At 49.4% G+C, this 17,204-nt stretch carries 11 protein-coding genes; 4 read left to right on the forward strand and 7 right to left on the reverse strand.

Annotation, left to right across the window (positions count from 1 at the left end; genetic code table 11):
- Positions 1–87: 87 nt before the first annotated feature.
- The 3 genes from ACYQ2M_RS02300 to ACYQ2M_RS02310 all read left to right on the forward strand — a co-directional run bounded on the left by ACYQ2M_RS02300 (position 88) and on the right by ACYQ2M_RS02310 (position 5,351).
- Positions 88–714: a DUF4194 domain-containing protein gene (locus tag ACYQ2M_RS02300; protein WP_459914693.1), complete on the forward strand. Its 627-nt coding sequence runs from the start codon at positions 88–90 to the stop codon at positions 712–714.
- Positions 707–4,075 carry an ATP-binding protein gene (locus tag ACYQ2M_RS02305; protein WP_459914694.1) on the forward strand — a complete coding sequence of 1,123 codons (3,369 nt, stop codon included), beginning with the start codon at positions 707–709 and terminating at the stop codon, positions 4,073–4,075. Before ACYQ2M_RS02300 ends, ACYQ2M_RS02305 begins: the two co-directional genes overlap by 8 nt.
- A gap of 76 nt (positions 4,076–4,151) precedes the next feature.
- Entirely contained in the window at positions 4,152–5,351 is a 1,200-nt protein-coding gene (locus tag ACYQ2M_RS02310; RefSeq protein WP_459914695.1) for a Wadjet anti-phage system protein JetD domain-containing protein, read from the forward strand.
- Positions 5,352–5,607: 256 nt separating this feature from the next.
- Here the strand turns inward: ACYQ2M_RS02310 and ACYQ2M_RS02315 are convergent, their stop codons facing one another.
- Together ACYQ2M_RS02315 and hutH are read right to left on the reverse strand one after the other, a co-directional pair.
- Positions 5,608–6,282 (reverse strand): hypothetical protein, encoded by a 675-nt coding sequence (locus ACYQ2M_RS02315; protein ID WP_459914696.1) that lies wholly within the window; start codon positions 6,280–6,282, stop codon positions 5,608–5,610.
- A 407-nt stretch (positions 6,283–6,689) separates the two neighbouring features.
- A complete protein-coding gene (hutH, locus tag ACYQ2M_RS02320; protein ID WP_459914697.1) occupies positions 6,690–8,222 on the reverse strand; it encodes a histidine ammonia-lyase in 1,533 nt (510 codons plus the stop codon).
- Between the two features lie 517 nt (positions 8,223–8,739).
- Here hutH and ACYQ2M_RS02325 point away from each other — a divergent pair.
- Complete coding sequence (locus ACYQ2M_RS02325; protein WP_459914698.1) at positions 8,740–9,225, forward strand: methylated-DNA--[protein]-cysteine S-methyltransferase; 486 nt, start codon at positions 8,740–8,742, stop codon at positions 9,223–9,225.
- Positions 9,226–9,517: 292 nt separating this feature from the next.
- Here the strand turns inward: ACYQ2M_RS02325 and gcvT are convergent, their stop codons facing one another.
- The 5 genes from gcvT to ACYQ2M_RS02350 all read right to left on the reverse strand — a co-directional run bounded on the left by gcvT (position 9,518) and on the right by ACYQ2M_RS02350 (position 16,994).
- Positions 9,518–12,187: a glycine cleavage system aminomethyltransferase GcvT gene (gene gcvT / locus ACYQ2M_RS02330; protein ID WP_459914699.1), complete on the reverse strand. Its 2,670-nt coding sequence runs from the start codon at positions 12,185–12,187 to the stop codon at positions 9,518–9,520.
- Between the two features lie 92 nt (positions 12,188–12,279).
- Positions 12,280–12,675 carry a universal stress protein gene (locus ACYQ2M_RS02335; RefSeq protein WP_459914700.1) on the reverse strand — a complete coding sequence of 132 codons (396 nt, stop codon included), beginning with the start codon at positions 12,673–12,675 and terminating at the stop codon, positions 12,280–12,282.
- A gap of 163 nt (positions 12,676–12,838) precedes the next feature.
- Positions 12,839–14,845, reverse strand: a complete 2,007-nt coding sequence (locus ACYQ2M_RS02340; protein ID WP_459914701.1) for a (Fe-S)-binding protein — start codon at positions 14,843–14,845, stop codon at positions 12,839–12,841.
- A 319-nt stretch (positions 14,846–15,164) separates the two neighbouring features.
- Positions 15,165–16,115, reverse strand: coding sequence for an electron transfer flavoprotein subunit alpha/FixB family protein (locus ACYQ2M_RS02345; RefSeq protein ID WP_459914702.1), 951 nt, complete (start codon positions 16,113–16,115; stop codon positions 15,165–15,167).
- A 108-nt stretch (positions 16,116–16,223) separates the two neighbouring features.
- The gene (locus tag ACYQ2M_RS02350) at positions 16,224–16,994 is read right to left on the reverse strand and encodes an electron transfer flavoprotein subunit beta/FixA family protein (protein ID WP_459914703.1); all 771 of its coding nucleotides are present in this window, start codon (positions 16,992–16,994) and stop codon (positions 16,224–16,226) included.
- Positions 16,995–17,204 lie beyond the last annotated feature (210 nt).

The following is a 17,204-nucleotide window of genomic DNA, read 5'->3' on the forward strand; positions in this document are numbered from 1 at the left end:
GGTCAGGCTTGTGACCACGTCCGGAGATGACCTTGTTGTGTCAATTAAAGGGCTGGGTAAAAATCGGATCAACCACTGACAGAAAGGGTGTTGAACTTGAATGATGAAATAATGCTGCCGACCCCGGGGGGCCAGGTTCCCCCGGTTCTGATTCAGCTTTTAAAGGGAGTGGTCTACCAGGAGCGCTACCCTGCCCTGTGGCAGGATCTTCTGACCTTCCAGGGGCAGATACGCAACTATTTCAGTGTCATCGGACTTGAACTGCTTTTGGATGAAGGCGAAGGATTTGCCTTTCTGCGCCAGGCCGAAGCCACATCCAACGGGGAAGAAACAGAGGTTGAGGCTGCCCTGCCCCGGCTTGTTTCCCGTCGACCCATGGGATACCCGTTAAGTCTTTTGTGCGTGCTGCTGCGCAAAAAATTGGCAGAATTTGATGCCAGGGGCGGTGCCACCCGCCTGGTTCTGAGCCAGTCTCAGATTGTGGAGATGATGCATGTCTACATGCCTCCCCAGAAAAATGAAGCCCGCACCGTGGATGTCATTAATACCACCATCAAGAAAACCATGGATCTGGGATTTTTAAAAAAATTTGGCAGTGATGGACAACAGTATGAAGTGGGACGCATCATCAAAGCACTGGTGGATGCCGACTGGTTAAAGAAACTGGACACACTGCTTAACGAATACATGGAATATGCCAACAGAAATGACTGAATTCATTGATACCCCTGATCTGGCCGGATTTCGCCTCCATTGTCTGGAGCTGTACAACTGGGGAACCTTTCATAATGATGTGTGGCACATTGATCCCGGTGGCAGAAACAGCCTTTTAACCGGAGATATCGGCTCGGGTAAGTCCACCCTTGTGGATGCCGTAACCACCCTTCTTGTGCCCCACCACCGCATCGTGTTCAACAAGGCGGCCGGTGCCGGTGCCAAAGAGCGATCCCTTTACTCCTATATCCGGGGGGAATACAAAAATGTCAAGTATGACTATGAACAGACCGGTAAACCCGTGGCCCTGCGCGATGAAAATGCCTGTACCATTCTGCTGGGATATTTTTACAACCAGGCCTTTGACACCGGCATCACCCTGGCCCAGGTGTTCTGGCTGAAAGACAATCGCACCCAGCCCGAACGGTTTTTTGTCATCGCAGAATCACAGTTGTCCATCACCGACCATTTCACTGATTTTGGCGATAACATTCTGGATTTGAAAAAACGTCTGAAAAAACAACCCCGGGTTCAGGTGCTGGATCAGTTTAAATCCTACAGCAGTAAATTTCGTCGGCTGTTCGGCATTAAAGACCCCCAGGCACTGGATCTCTTCCACCAGACGGTTTCCATGAAATCCGTGGGAAATCTCACCGATTTTATCCGCATTCACATGCTGGAAAGAACCGATGTGGCCACCCGCATCCAGGATATCCGCAAAAATTTTGATAACCTCAATAAAGCCTATGAGGCGGTGATCCAGGCCAAGGAGCAGGTGGCGGCGTTAACGCCCATTTCCCAATATGGCAAAACCCATGCCCGGGAGGAAGACCAACAGAAACATCTCCATGCCTGTCGAAACGCCCTGAACCCCTATTTTGCCTATATGCAGATCAAGCTGTTGACTCGGAAGATTGAGCAGCTCCAGCGAGACAGCAATAAACTTCAGCATAATCTTCAGGTCATGGATAACACCCTTACCGGTCTGCGTCAAAAATACCATACCCTGCAAAACGACATCGACGATAACGGTGGCAGGCGCATTCAGGATATTGCAAAAGAGGTACGTTTTCTGGAAAGAGAGCGGGATCAGAAGAAGCAGCGGGAACAGGATTATCTTGGGGTTATAGAGGTTCTTGGGCTTGTGGCGGTGCACAGGGTGGAAGCCTTCTGGGATAATCGGAAACAGGCAGAAAAGATCCTGAAGCAGGAGGAGAAGCATCTGAAGGAGATCCAGGATCTGCAGGTCACCACCCGCATTGCCATGAACGATCTTCAAGAGAAGATCAAGGCCATTGACGAGGAGCTTGTCTCGCTTAAAAGCCGCAAAAGCAATATTCCCTTTCGCAACCTGGCCCTGAGGGAAAAAATGGCCCGGGTGCTGGGGGTGGATGAGGAGGCAATGCCCTTTGTGGGGGAGTTGATCCGGGTGGATGAAGAAGAGAGCCTGTGGGAGGGAGCCCTGGAACGGCTGCTGCACAACTGGGGGTTGAGCCTTCTCGTACCGAAACAATGCTATGATCATGTGAGTCAATATGTGGATAAAACCCACTTGGCCGGTCGTCTGGTTTATTTCAGGGTACCGGATGTTCCAAAACCCATGGCCCGGGGATCGGAGGCCCATGAAAATTCTTTGGTACACAAGATTCGCATCAAGCCCGATACCCCCCACTACGGGTGGCTTTTCAATGAACTGGTGAAACGGTTTGATTATGTCTGTTGTGATACCCTGGCCGGGTTTAAACAGTTTCCCCGGGCCATCACCCGGAAAGGCCAGATGAAAACAGGCGGGCAGCGCCATGAAAAGGACGATCGGTACGCCATCCATGACCGGAGCCGTTATATTCTTGGGTGGCAGAACAAGGAGAAGATCAAAACCCTGGAGGGCATAAAAACAACATATCAACGGGAAGGCGCCAGGTTGTTTGACCGCCTGAAAACCCTTGTGGCCCAGCAGGATCGTGCCACACTCCTGGCGGATAATTGCCGTCAGCTGCTTAAATTCACCCGCTATGAAGAGATTTTGTGGCAGGAGACAGCCACAAAGATCCAGGCCCTTGAACAGGAAAAGAAAAAGATCGAAGAGAGTTCTGATATTCTCAAAACCCTGAAAAAACAGCTTAAGGTCGTTGAAACAGACATTGAACTCCAGGAGAAGGAAAAGGCGGTGCAGGCACGCTCTCTGGGGCGGGTTCAGCAGCAGCATGCCGACCGGAAAAAAGAGTTCTTGGAGGCCAAACAGGAGGTAAAGCAGATTGATTCAAAGGAGATGGAATCACTGTTTAACGCACTGAAGGGGTTCACCGCCGAAGCCCTCAAGAAAAAATCGGTGAACTTGAACAACTTTGGGCTTTGCCGTACCGCCGTGCGGGAACATATCCAGAATAAAATAGGAACCATCCAGAAGCGGTTAACCACCCTGAACAACAATATCATCCGGGAGATGCAGAATTTTAAAAACCGTTATCCCCAGAAGAGCAGTGAGGTGGATGCGGCCATTGAATCCCTGGATGAATTTGATGAGATGCTGGCCCAGCTTATCACCCAGGATCTACCCCGCCATGAGGAAAAATTTAAAACCCTTTTAAACACCGGCACCATCAACAGTATTGCCCTGTTCCAGAATCAGCTGGATAAAAAGCGCCGGGAGATCGAAAAGAAGATCAACCTTATCAACACCTCCCTGAATAAGGTGGCGTACAGCCCCGGTACCTTTATCAAGTTGATCATTTCATCCACCCAGGACAGCGAAATCCGGGATTTTCAGACGGATCTTAAGCAATGCCTTTCCCACACCCTGGACGGTGAAGATATCTACAATGAAAAGAAATTCCTTGAGGTGAAAAAGATTCTGGACCGTTTCAACGGCAGGGAGGCCCATGCCGATCTGGATCGCCGGTGGACCGACAAGGTTACCGATGTGAGAAACTGGTTTGTGTTTTCCGCTGTGGAAATATGGACGGAGACCGGCGAGGACAGGGAATATTACTCCGATTCTTCGGGTAAATCCGGTGGACAGAAGGAAAAGCTTGCATACACCATCCTGGCATCGGCCCTTGCCTATCAGTTCGGCCTTGAGTGGGGCGAAAAGAAATCCAGAACCTTTCGGTTTGTGGTCATTGACGAGGCCTTTGGCCGGGGTTCCGACGAGAGTACCCGGTATGGTCTGGAACTGTTTAAAAAACTCAATCTTCAGCTGCTCATTGTCACGCCGATGCAGAAGATCAACATCATTGAAGATTATATCAACTCGGTGCACTTTGTTCACAATGAAGGGGGCAAACGCTCGGTTTTAAAAAACCTCACCGTGGATGAATACCGGGAGGAAAAACAGACCTTTCTTGAAAGACAGAGTGTATGAGCCCCATGAGCATTGACCTTTGGCTACTGCCCATATCGGGTTATTTTGCTGTGCCCGGGTTGAGGGGAGTGCGGTGATGCCCTTAATCACCCCGGAGCTCATCCAAAAAAAATCAGAGACCCTGTGGAACAACCAGGCGTTTCTAAAAAGTGAAATCACAGGAATCCCTTTTTTTCCCCTGGAAATATCTGCAGGAAGCGTTTGTGCCAAAGATATGCTGGCACACTTTTCCATGGTGCAGAGCAGTGTCAAAACACTTCAGGAAAAAAGTAAAGCCTCTCTGGGGTTTGGTTATGACATCGAATATAAACAGGTGAATCACAGGCGACTTGGCATCCAGAAACTGCCAGCCAGAATACATATTTCCACCCGGGCGGACTTTCTGTTTCTGATTAAAAAGGAAAAAGAGGCAATCCTGTTTCAAACAGCCCTTGCTCGATTGAGGGCCGATTTACCAGAGATTCTTCCCCTTGTGGAACAAAAGCCCCTGGTGTTGTTGACCTATTATGCGGTTCTGCCCGCTCTCATTGCGGTCTGTCAATTCTTCAAGGAGTACCCGAAACCGAATACATATATCCGGGAGCTGGATATTCCCGGGGTGGACACGAAATTCATTGAAGGCCACCGGCCCATTTTAAAACAGATGCTGGATCTATTGCTGCCCGCCCATGCCATAAATGAAGATTTTGTAAATGTGGCCAACCACGGCTTTGAAAAACGATTTTATCTGAAATATGACATGCCCCTTATCCGGTTTCGGTTGTTGGATACCGGCCTTATCGCCACCCTGGGACTCCAGGATGTCAGCACCCCTCTTGCAGAATTTGCCTGCCTTGATCTGCCCGTAAAGAAAGTTTTTATCACCGAAAACAAGATCAACGGATTAAGCTTTCCTATGGAGCCGGATGCTATGGTGATTTTTGGAATGGGCTACGGCATCCAGTCTCTCAAGGAGGTTGGCTGGCTTGGTACAAAAGAGATTTTTTACTGGGGGGACATTGATACCCATGGTTTTGCCATTCTGTCCATGGTGCGGCACTATTTCCCGGACATCCGGTCTTTTCTCATGGACAGAAATACCCTGTTTGATTTTAAGTCGCTGTGGATAAAAGAGGAGAAAGAAAAGCGATCCTGTGCAGATTTATCCCTCCTTACACGGGACGAACACGCACTCTACCGGGATCTGCTGGAAGATGTTCATGGGCAACGTGTACGCCTTGAACAGGAGCGCATCTCCCATGCTTATGTTAAAAGATGCCTGGCAGAGCTGCGCTGAGCTGCCCTGCCAGGATGTCTTTCGCATTCATAGATGAGCCGTGTTCGTTTGCCATTGAGGTTTTTGGCAGTCGCTATGCGTTTCTCCTCAACCTAACCTGGACAAGCCAGAACAAAAAAAGTTTTGTAATTCTCTTGCCAGAATAACACGAAAATCAGAGATAAGAATCTAAAGTGGCCGATGTTGTGATGATGTACCAAAGAGAATGTCCGGATAGAAAATTATCCTGAAGTTGTTCACAAATCCGTGATGAGGCTTAATAAGGTGGGGTTGCCGGTCCAGTATAACCACACATGCCCAATCGTGGAGAGTTGACAATTGGAATCGGTCCTCCATATTCATCATGTGAATGCGCCTTTGCATGTTCATCACATAAAGCCCATTCTTCACCATTATACAAGCAATCCAGACATAGCATTGTGGCTGGTTTCTCACACTCGCTGCAATATACTTCCGGAGGATTGTTCCGAGCCATAAGGAAAACGGGATGAGGTGTGGCTTTTTTGCCGTTCCTTGTTGAGACGCACGTTATTTTCGTTTCTGAGGATGTGCCAAAATCATAGATGTGGAGTAATTCAAGGCCTTTTTCAAATGTCTGGCTGATGTGCGTGTCCATGGAAATCTCCTCCCCTCGTCTGCCAATGGAGAATTGGCTCATGTGCCCACAACATTCGAGCCATATAGCCCTGAGATAGTCATCCAGATCTTTAAGGATTGCATTTCCCGGCATTTCCAGATGCATCCAGTAATCGGTGTCCCAGTTATCCTGAGCCAGTAGATGATAAATAATTTCTTTTTTAAGGGATTCATTGGCGACAGAGAGTTTTTTCTTCCTTTCCATGCAGGATTGAAAGTGCTTGGAAAGACCTCCTCTGGTCATTTCTCGACTGCAATAAACACATTTTCCTTTTGATTGTGGTCCGCGTGCCATTTTATCTTCCTTTTCTATAAAATTTATGGATAACCTTGCATTGGATAATCACAATTTAACTTCTCATCGTGTCGATAAAAAGGCTCGGAATGTCTTCATGTTGGAGGACTTTGTTTGAATGTTCCACATGAAACAGAGGTGCTTGTTTCTAATTTTTTTTATATGAAAAGGTGCCTTCAAGTCTACCTCAGCAGAGCCCCTCCCCCGATGGGCAATAGGAACCGGACAATCGAGCTGTCTACAGTTCCGGTCCGGGACCATTGCCCGTCAGGGGAGGGGCGGCATAATGCCATTTTTTATCGTCGTTGTGTCCGCCAGGATATGCCCGTTATATGAAAATCCGTCCAAGGTGCTCCAATGATGAGAGTTTTAACTTTTGTTGTGGCAGGTGCTTACTGCCATGCAGCTTATTTAAAACTGGGTAGCAGATCCTTGGTGACCAGGGGGTTAAAGTTGCCGGATGCCACCAGATCCGCAGATTTCTTGATATCCGGTGCAAAGTACCGGTCCTGATCGTAAAAGCGTACCTCTTTACGCAACATGGCTTTGGCCCGTTCAAGCAGCCTGGATGTTTTCAGAGGTGCTCGGAAATCAATGCCCTGGCAGGCGGCAAGGAGTTCAATGGCCACGACACCCACGCTGTTTTCAGCCATATCAGCCAATCGTCTTGCGGCAAAGGCGGCCATGGAAACATGGTCCTCCTGGTTGGCAGATGTGGGCAGGCTGTCAACGCACGCAGGGTGGGCATGGGATTTGTTTTCGCTGGCCAGGGCCGCCGCTGTGACCTGGGCGATCATGAAACCGGAGTTGAGCCCCCCCTTTTCCACTAGAAACGGCGGCAGTTTGCTCATGTGAGTATCAATGAGCAGCGCCAGTCGTCGTTCGGAAAGTGCCCCGATTTCGGCAATGGCCAACGCCAGATTGTCGGCGGCCATGGCCACGGGTTCGGCATGAAAATTGCCGCCGGAGATGATGTCACAGGTATCGCTGAACACCAGGGGATTGTCGGAAACGGCATTGGCCTCAATGGCCAGAATACCTGCAGAATGACGGATCTGATCCAGGCAGGCCCCCATCACCTGGGGTTGACATCTTAATGAATAGGGATCCTGGACGCTTTCGCAGTTGACATGAGAGGTGCCTATTTCACTTGTATCCAGCAGACGCAGATAATTGGCGGCGGTGTCCATCTGCCCGGCATGGCCACGCACTTTGTGGATCATGGGCTCAAAGGGGCGGCGACTGCCAAGGGCTGCCTCCACACTGAGGCTGCCTGTGACCAGAGCTGCGGCAAAGAGATTTTCCGTGGCAAAGAGCCCCTTAAGGCCAAATGCCGTGGATGCCTGGGTACCGTTGAGCAGGGCCAGCCCTTCCTTGGGACCCAGGGCAATGGGGTCAAGCCCGGCGATTTTGAGCCCTTCTTTTCCGGAAATTTGTTTTCCCTTATGAAAGGCCTCCCCTTCCCCAATAAGTACGGCACTCATGTGGGCCAGGGGAGCCAGATCTCCCGAGGCCCCCACAGACCCTTTCCGGGGAACGCAGGGGTATACTTCATGGTTTATCAGCTCAATGAGGGCATTGATCACCGTCAGGCGAATACCGGAATATCCCCGGGCCAGACTGTTTATTTTCAGTACCATCATCAGGCGCACGGTGGCATCCTTCATGTAGTCGCCAATACCGGCGGCATGGGAAAGGACGATGGAGCGCTGCAGGTGCTCCAGCTCGTCGTGGGGAATAAGCGTTTTGGCAAGCAGTCCAAAGCCCGTGTTAATGCCGTAAATCACCCTGCCCTGGTCCACCACGTCTTTAACGGTTTTAACGGACTCTTCAATGGCAGGAATGCAGTGGGGTGCCAGGCTTACCTTTACCGGCTGATCTATGACCTGCCGCAGCTGATTCAGGGTCAATTTGCCCGGATCTATTATAAGTTCAAACATATTGCTTGCCTCCGTTTGGTTGGGATGTCGGGCTGTTGTACCCTTTTTGTTATTTTAAAAGAAGGTTGAATCTTATTGTTTCTACCTGTATACACAACACATGTCAATTTAAATTCAGTAATTATCTCGTCCGGGATAATTACTGAATTTAACGCCTATAGCTCCCCCTGGATGGTCCATCTTATGAGCAAGCCCAGCAAAACCCTGTACATCATGCTATTGAGGGTTCGTGGATATATGCTATCACCGAAATAGTGAGATACTGCAATATCCATTGCCATGGGTCTGTTCTGTCTGATAAGCGTAGTAATGGTATTGCAAAATCTTGTGGATCTGGTTTGTTACTATTTGATCGGGCTGGAAATCGGATTGACTTTTCATATTAAAAAATGGTGATCATGACAACCGATTGAGAAATAGATCTTGCATTGTTCAGGGGGCTACGAACTGAGCAATCACATTATAATAAAATACAGAAAGAGAAAAATCTTGTTGATGATGATGAAAGGAAGACAGAATGAAATATGATATTCAGGATACAGACATCGGCCCCATTCTGGCTGTGGCGGATCATGAGGGATTAAGATATATCCGTTTTCAGCAGGGAACCCATCCCATGGATATTCCCGAAGTATGGGAAAAAAATCCACGCTTTCTGGCACCGGTGTTTGATCAGATTCATGCCTATTTACGGGGTGCCCTGACCTGCTTTGATCTTGCCCTGGCACCCATGGGAAGCCGGTTTCAAAAATCAGTGTGGTCCGCTCTGCTTGACGTCCCCTATGGGCACACGGCCTCCTACCGGGACATTGCCGTGGCCATCGGCAATCCCAAAGCCTGTCGGGCCGTGGGAGGTGCCAATGGTAATAATCCCATTCCGATTATTATTCCCTGCCACAGGATCATCGGGGCTGATGGGAAACTGGTGGGGTACAGCAGTGGACTTTCCATCAAGAAGAAGCTGTTGGCTCTGGAATCCGCATATATTGTATACCCAAAATAACTGGATCAAGCTGTCAGGCCCCAAAGGCGATCAGTCTTTTTGCCAAGCCGATTGTAACGAAGCCCAGGCTGGCAGGGCAAAATGACCGCAGATGCTCCGCCGGGGCCGGATCGGGTACCCGTGGGGGCGATATCATGGCATTTTTATGCTTCGTTAGCACTACAGCGACATTTTCATGATCCACCTTGTCTAAAAGGGATTCTAAAGCGTGTTTTCCAACCTTTCGACAGTCGATTGTTCGTGAAACAAGAAAAACGTCGCTGTAGTATTAGGGGGGCATATTATCCACGGCTCAGAAGGTTTTTAGAAAATTTTCCTTCAAGGCCAGGATTTCATCGTCATCAAAGCAATAGTGCATGTCAAGAAATCCCTGGCGCAGCTGTTCCACATCCATGGAGGCATCCACCTTGTTGCGGATGACGTCGGCCATGATATCGGCCAGGGTTTGAAAGTCAGTCTCTTTCATACCGAATCGGGTCATTTCACTGACCCCCAGGCGAATGCCCGAGCTTGCCGTAAACCCTTCATCACTGGGAATGGCCTGGTAATTACAGATAATATTGCTTTTTTCCAGGGCCTGGGCTGCCGCTATACCCTTTGCGTACCCTACCCCCACGATGACCTGGTGGGTTTGGGTGAAATCAATTGTTTCATCTCCCTGGACATCCAGCCCCTGTTTTTTTAGAGCCCTTGCAAAGGCCTTAGCATTGGCTATCACCTGGCGCTGGTAATCATCTTTGAAGGTGTTCATTTCAATGGCAGCAATCAGAAGTCCCAGAAGGCTGCCCAGGTGGTGGTTGGAAACCATACCGGGGAAGGCCCGTTTGCGGATGGCCTGCCACAGCTCGTGTTCCGGTGTATTTTCCTGTTCAAAGGCGCACCCCACCACCCCCCGCTGGGTGCCGAAAAAGGTTTTATGGGTGGAGCCGGTGACAAGGTCTGCTCCTTCTTTAAAGGGGTCCTGGAAATGGGGACCGATGAGGCCCAGCACATGGGCCATGTCATACATTAAAATGGGGCGTTTGTTCATGGACTCCAGAAGAGCCTTGACCTGGGCCACCGGTTCAGTGTGCAATACCATGGATTTACCGAAAACCATCAGCTCAGGGTCAATGGATGCCAGTAGGGCTTCCAGGGCATTCAGGTCCATCTGATAGGGATTATCCTTGAGTACGGGAAAATTAAAGACACTGAATTTTTCCGTCACGGGGTTTTTGGCAATATAGTCCCGCAGAGCCCCCATGGGCTGGGCAGACAGGTGACCTCCCCTGCCGATGTGATTGGTGACGGCACACTCGATGCGGCCGGGTTCTTTTTTCAGATTTCCCCGGTTACGCCATTGGACCATGGCGCTGAACACCGTCATGTTTGCCATCTGGCCGCTCACCGAACGGCATTCCACCAGGGGACACCCAAGAAATCTTGCCATTTCCCGGGTCAGCGCCTCCTCTACCCAGGCAATAAAATCGCAACCCTGGTAGTAAAAAACCTCCTGGTCATAGGCGGCGGCCAGTTCTTTATGCTCGGCATAGCGTCCCACGGGATCACTTACCTGGGTCAGTCGGGTCAGGGCAGAAGGGGACATCTCCGATGGAATGAGATTGATACATTTTTTCTGACGCCATTCATGGTTATCCATGGTTTTTAAAAGAACCGTTTTAAGGCGTGAAAGCCCCTGGGTTTTATTGTCATCCATTTCCGGGGGTTCATATTTTTCCAATAGCGGCCGAAAATAGGGAGGGGCATCGGAACGGCCATGGGTCTTCACCACCACGGCGTTGATGGTTCGTTTTCTTACCTTTATCTGTACGATTTCTCCGGGCTGAATGTCTGCCTTAAGGTAGGCTAGCACAATGGATCGTTTGCCGGTGATCTCTGTGGGGTACATGGCCGTGCCCTCTCCTTGGGTTTGCCAGTAGGGAACAGAGGTGCCACTGGTGATATCTCCCACTTTACGGTCATTTATGAATACCTCCGCCCCCTGCCTTGCCACCCCTTTATCCGTCAGGGCCAGGCATTTGATGCGTTTTTGAAGGCAGCTGTTTTTTTCAAATATACCATGTCGCTGACTTTCAAGAGTTTTCCACTGGGATGTTAATGCCTCTTTTCCCACAAAATCGCCCTTTAAGTCACTTAAACTTACGGCAACGGTGGCCAGGGGAATGGCAAAAATGGGAATATCCTTTCCATCGGGGCCCAGGCCCAGTTCATGACCATAAAGGGGCATGCCCGCTTCCAGGCGAAGGGTATCCCTTGCCCCCAGTCCCACCTGGACCATATTCAGTTTACTGCCCGCAGCCATCAGTGATTCCCAGAGAAACAGCAATTGATCTGTGGGGACAAAGATTTCAAAGCTGTTGGGTTCACCGGTGTATCCGGTGCGGGAAATGAGGCATGAAACTCCGAACAGTTCCATCCGGGACAGGCAGTTCTGGCTGGGTTCGGGAAGACTGCCCTGCCCTGCCACCTCAAGGAGCAGATCCTTGGTCATCGGACCCTGCAGGGCCACAAGAGATAGGGTTTCGGTATGATTTTCCAGGCGGGCATCCCTGAAGGTTTTGGCAATGGCCATGAGATGATCCCAGTCTTTCTGGGCGTTTCCCGCATTGACTACCAGCAGATAATCCTCCTGATCAAACCGGTATAAAAAAGCATCATCCACAGCATGGCCGTTTTCATCTGATATGATGGTGTAGTGGGCCTCCCAGGGCTGCAAGGCCTGGGCATTGCCAGTGAGGGCTTTCTGAAGAAATGCGATTTTATCATTGCCCTTGATGCGAAATCGGCCCATGTGGCTGACATCAAACAGGCCGCCGTATTTTCGGGTGGCAAGATGTTCCTGGATTACACCGGAGGCATATTGTACCGGCATTTCCCATCCTGCGAAGTCAACCATCTGCCCGCCATTGTCCTTGTGCCATTGGTAAAGAGGGGTTCTTCTGCACTTATTTTTCAGAGTCATGGGTTTCACCTGTTATTTTTAAATAAAAAAGGCGAATCGAGGATGAATCGTTTCGCCTTATTTTTATTGCCTTATGGGGGTATGGAATGATATCAACTGATGACCTTTATGGTGGTCACAGGACAGTGGGCTTCCAGGATAATAAACTGCACAGTGGAACCAAATACCAGTTTCCCCACCCGGGACTCTTTTTTCATGCCGAAAATAATTTCATCAATTTCATAATCTATGGCAAATCGAACAATGTCATCCCCAGGTGCCAGTCCCCGGATCAGGACGTGAACTTCGGTTTTTACGCCTTGTTTATCAAGATATTCCTTGATGAAATTTAATTTCTGTTCAATTTCGCTTATGCGTTCCGGTGTGGCATCCGAGGAACAGGTTTTGACCAGATAAACCGAGGCATTGGCCTCTTTTGCTCTCCGGGCTGCAAGCTCCATTACTGTATTAGTTTTCAGATTTTTATCGTAGCTGACTAATATTTTCATTTTCCTTCTCCTGTGATGATGGATCTAGTTTGTTTTTCATCAAGACTGAGACTTGAGTTTTTTTAATTCAAACATCTGAAAATATTATCATGTTGAAAACGATTAAAAAAGTAGTTTCTTCATGAGATGTCTGAGAATCTGGTCTGTGGATTTTCCCATTTGATTAAACCGTGGCTTCATCAACAATTTCAGCAATGTCCTTAACCGGTATGCCGGTATCTGTTTCCATGATGCCATCATGGAGCATGGTGGCGCAGAAGGGACATGCGGCACACACGGTTTTTGCACCAGTGGCAACCGCCTCTTCTGCCCGGACATTGTTGATGCGCTGTCCGATGGTTTCTTCCATGAACATCCTGGCTCCCCCCGCTCCGCAGCACATGCCCCGGGAGAGATTTTTATCCATTTCCACCAGTCTACCGCCATGGTTTGCCCGGGTCAACAGCTCCCTTGGAGCCTGATAGATGTTGTTCCATCGTCCCAGATAGCAGGAGTCGTGGAAGGTAATATCCCCGAGATTTTTATTGTTAAGAGTAAGACGTCCCTGGTTGATAAGGTCCAGCATATATTGGGTGTGGTGCACCACCGGATAGGCGGCACCGAACTGGGGATATTCATTTTTTATGACATTATAGCAGTGGGGGCAGCCGGTGAGGATCAGTTTTGGCTTGTACTGATTGAACACCTCCGCGTTCTGTTGAATAAGCATCTGGGCCAGGTATTCATTCCCGGCCCGGCGTGCCATATCCCCATTGCAGCTTTCTTCGGGGCCAAGTATGGCAAAGTTGACATCTGCTTTTTGAAGCACCCTTGCCGTTGCGCTGGCGATTTTTTTCCCTCGGTCGTCAAAGGAACCTGCACATCCCACAAAATAGAGTACATCGGCATCTGGTCTGTCGGACATCAGAGAAACATTCATACCTTTGCACCAGTCAGCCCTGGTGTCGGCGCTGAAACCCCATGGATTTCCCTGGTTTTCAATGTTGGTGAAGGTATCCTGCATTTCCGTGGGAAAGTTGGCCTCCATGAGAACCTGGTGTTTGCGCATCTCAATGATAAAATCCAGGTGCTGGTTGTTCACCGGGCAGATGTCTTCACAGGCCCGGCAGGTGGTGCAAGACCAGAGCACGTCATCTGTGATGGGGGATCCCTCCCGCATCAGCGGTTCAATGGATTCTTTGTTATGGTTTAACAGTTTGTCCGCCTGGTCAAACAGGTCGATCTTGAAGTCATGGATGATTTTTTTGGGTGACAGGGGTTTGCTGGTACCAGATGCCGGGCACAGTTCTTCGCAGCGACCGCACTCGGTGCAGGCATACAGATTCAATACATTGTGCCAGTTAAATTCACTGCATCTCCCAAGCCCGAAGGTTTCTGCGTCCTCATCTTCAATGTCGGTTTTAAAGATGGCCTTTTCCGTCTCCAGTGGTTTGAGAAAAACGTTGGGAGCCGCAGCCAGCAGATGCAGATGTTTGGAGCCAGGGATATAGACAAGAAATCCCAGTATAGTGCCGATGTGAATGAAATAACTAAGTTCATACCCAAATATCACCTGGCCATGGGAAAGGCCGGAAAGCCCAAGCAGGGAGACCAGAAGGCCTGATATCGGAAATATGTCCTTGTAGGAAACGGCACCCGTATCCACCGGCAAGAGTGTCTGGAAGGCATTGATGAAGTGAAAAGAGAGGATAATCACACAGGTAAAAAGGATGATGAGGTTGGCATCCCGGCCCATGGTGAGGTAGTCCGGTTTAATAATGGTGCGTCGGTACAGGGCATAGGCAAATCCTACCAGAACGAAAAATGCCAGAAGGTCTGCCACAAAAAGATAAATACTGTAAATAAATGGTGTGAAAGTAAGCAGGTCAAAGGAGGGAAAAACCCCCCGGATCATAAGTTCCAGGGAGTGGACCTGGATGGCCAGGAATCCAAAAAATATCAGGGAGTGGGATAGGCCTGGCATCAATTTTCTTCTGACATTGGATTGTCCCAGAACATCGGTGAACAATACCTTGATCCGTTCACCGATGCGATCAATGGGTTTTTCAACGGTTCCGTCCACGGACATCATGATCTGGTAGAGGCGTTTCACCTTGATAAAAAAGTATCCAAAGGCTGTAACCAGTGCCACAAACATAATAATTGATTTGATGATTAAATAATTTTCCATGCAGACTTTTTCCCTTAGTTCTTACAACTCGATATCCTTTTCCGGGCTTGGTCACAACATGGGCCACCTGTCATAATTGGCGGGCCGATGGGGTTAGGCTTGTGTTCTTGTGCTTTTGACAACATTTTGTATTTCCAATGAAAATCTAAGCAAAAGTGTCAATAACGCAAGCCTGACCCATGTTGTGACCAAGCCCCCTTTTTCCCACGGCTGTTATGCCGTTCTCTATATTCACCTATTTGGGATTGCGTGGCATACGAATGCTATGTGAGCATTCGAAAATGGGTGAAGATGGGGTGCCAGCCGAATATTTACGATTTCATTTCAAGGCGTTGGTTAATGCAGGGACAACCTCGAAGATATCGCCGATGATGCCGTAATCACACTTGCCAAAAATGGGGGCATCCTTGTCGGTGTTGATGGCCACGATAACCTTGGATGTTTTCATCCCGGCAAAGTGCTGAACCGCACCGGAGACGCCACATGCCAGATAGAGTTTTGGGGCCACGGTTTTTCCCGTTTGCCCCACCTGCATGGCATGGCCGGCATACCCGGCATCCACGGCGGCCCGGGAAGCACCCACCGCCGCTCCCAGAAGTTGGGCACAATCTTCGAGTATTTTAAAGTTTTCAGCAGACTTGATGGCCCGGCCTCCGGTAATCACCACCGGTGCCTCCGTGAGATCAACTTTACCCGAAGCCCCTTTTTTTCTTTCAATAATTTTGACCCCGCCTGGATCGGTAACCGTTGCAGTGAACGAAAGCACTTGGGCCTCCGTAGAGGTTTTAACCGCTTCAATGGCATTGGGCCTGACGGTGCACAACATCAGATCTGCCTCCACCTTGACGGTGGCAAATGTTTTTCCGGAAAAGTGAGATTTCACCCCGGATTTCTCATCAATATTCACAGATATGCAGTCCGATATCAGTGGCAGGTCCATCAGGGCGGCGACCCTGGCAAAAAGATCCCGACCGATGGCGCTTGCAATCCCCAGAAGGGCCTTGAGTTCATGGGCTTTTGCGACTTCAGCAAGGGCGGCTGCCTGGAGGTCTGGGCTGTTTGCAAGATCTCCGGCATCAGCAAAGATTTGAATGATTTTGCTGACACCATATGCGGCGAGTTCTGCCTTTACGGCTTCGGCATCACCGTCCAGCAGCAGGGCATAGACCTCATTGTCTCCTGCGGCGCCCCGGGCGGCCGTGAGAACCCCAAAATTGATTTCTTTTATTTTACCTGCATCCGTTTCTATTAAAACACCTGTCCTTGTCATATCTGTTCTCCTTTGACTTTAAAGGCTTGATCATAAACTCGACCGCTCTGAACGGTTTGGGCATCCCTCCAAAAAGTGGCCCAGGTTGTGATCAAGCCCGCATTTTTTTTATATGATCTTTTCGTCTTCCCTGAGCACTCTTATAAGCTCGGTTATCTGTTCCTGGACAGATCCTTGGATCATTTTTGCGCCGGATCGTTCAGGCGCTGCATCAAGTTGAACCAAACTTGATGCGCCGGCATTTTCATCAATATTGAGATCGGCAATGGCCATTTCATTAATTTTCTTTTTCTTGGCCTTCATGATATCCGGGAACTTGGGATAGCGGGGCTCGTTGAGGCCTTTGGTGGCGCCGATGATTCCCGGAAGGCTGATTTCAAGCACTTCTCTTTCTCCGCCGCCGATTTCTTTTTCAACAGTGGCTTTGTTATCGTTAATAGTTAGTCTTGACACTTCATTTACAACGGGCAGCCCCAGGGCTGCAGCCAGGCGGTATTGGGTCTGGGTCCCTTCCGTGTCCACTGAACCCTTTCCGGTAAAAATAAGATCTGCATCACCATCCTGTTCGATGGCTGCCTTCAATGCCTTGGCTGTCAGCGTGCTGTCCAGAAACTGGCCCTGGGTTTTAACATGGATGGCCCGGTGAGCGCCCATGGCCATGGCACTTCGAAGGGTGGCCGTGGCGGCCCCTTTACCCACAGTGACGACCACCACTTCGCCTCCTTGTTTTTCAACCAGGCTTACGGCCTCTTCCAGACCATATTCATCGTAGGGATTTATAATAAACTTGCATTCAGCGTCTTCAAATGCGTTGTTTCCATTCAGCTTTATGCTCGCGGCTGTGTCTGGAACATGCTTGATGCATACAAAAATTTTCATAACAACATATCCTTTGATTCGTCTTTAAGCTTTTGTTTGTGAAACTTCGTCCATCAAACCATGGAGATCAGCGTATCCGTCTTCTTGTACTCCATGTACAAGAGTTTTTGCAGGTTTGGGAAAAATGGGGTCAGGCCTGCGTTATTGGCATTATCGTCCACAGCCGGTGTAAACCCGGAACGTAATCGATAATGCTCATAACGCAAGCCT

This window comes from Desulfocicer niacini (genome assembly GCF_054657595.1).

Bases quoted from the DNA above. Each gene is read 5' to 3' on its own strand.
- ACYQ2M_RS02305 (WP_459914694.1), top strand. From the start codon at position 707: ATGACTGAATTCATTGATACCCCTGATCTGGCCGGATTTCGCCTCCAT.
- ACYQ2M_RS02310 (WP_459914695.1), top strand. From the start codon at position 4,152: ATGCCCTTAATCACCCCGGAGCTCATCCAAAAAAAATCAGAGACCCTG.
- ACYQ2M_RS02315 (WP_459914696.1), bottom strand. From the start codon at position 6,282: ATGGCACGCGGACCACAATCAAAAGGAAAATGTGTTTATTGCAGTCGA.
- hutH (WP_459914697.1), bottom strand. From the start codon at position 8,222: ATGTTTGAACTTATAATAGATCCGGGCAAATTGACCCTGAATCAGCTG.
- ACYQ2M_RS02325 (WP_459914698.1), top strand. From the start codon at position 8,740: ATGAAATATGATATTCAGGATACAGACATCGGCCCCATTCTGGCTGTG.
- gcvT (WP_459914699.1), bottom strand. From the start codon at position 12,187: ATGACTCTGAAAAATAAGTGCAGAAGAACCCCTCTTTACCAATGGCAC.
- ACYQ2M_RS02335 (WP_459914700.1), bottom strand. From the start codon at position 12,675: ATGAAAATATTAGTCAGCTACGATAAAAATCTGAAAACTAATACAGTA.
- ACYQ2M_RS02340 (WP_459914701.1), bottom strand. From the start codon at position 14,845: ATGGAAAATTATTTAATCATCAAATCAATTATTATGTTTGTGGCACTG.
- ACYQ2M_RS02345 (WP_459914702.1), bottom strand. From the start codon at position 16,115: ATGACAAGGACAGGTGTTTTAATAGAAACGGATGCAGGTAAAATAAAA.
- ACYQ2M_RS02350 (WP_459914703.1), bottom strand. From the start codon at position 16,994: ATGAAAATTTTTGTATGCATCAAGCATGTTCCAGACACAGCCGCGAGC.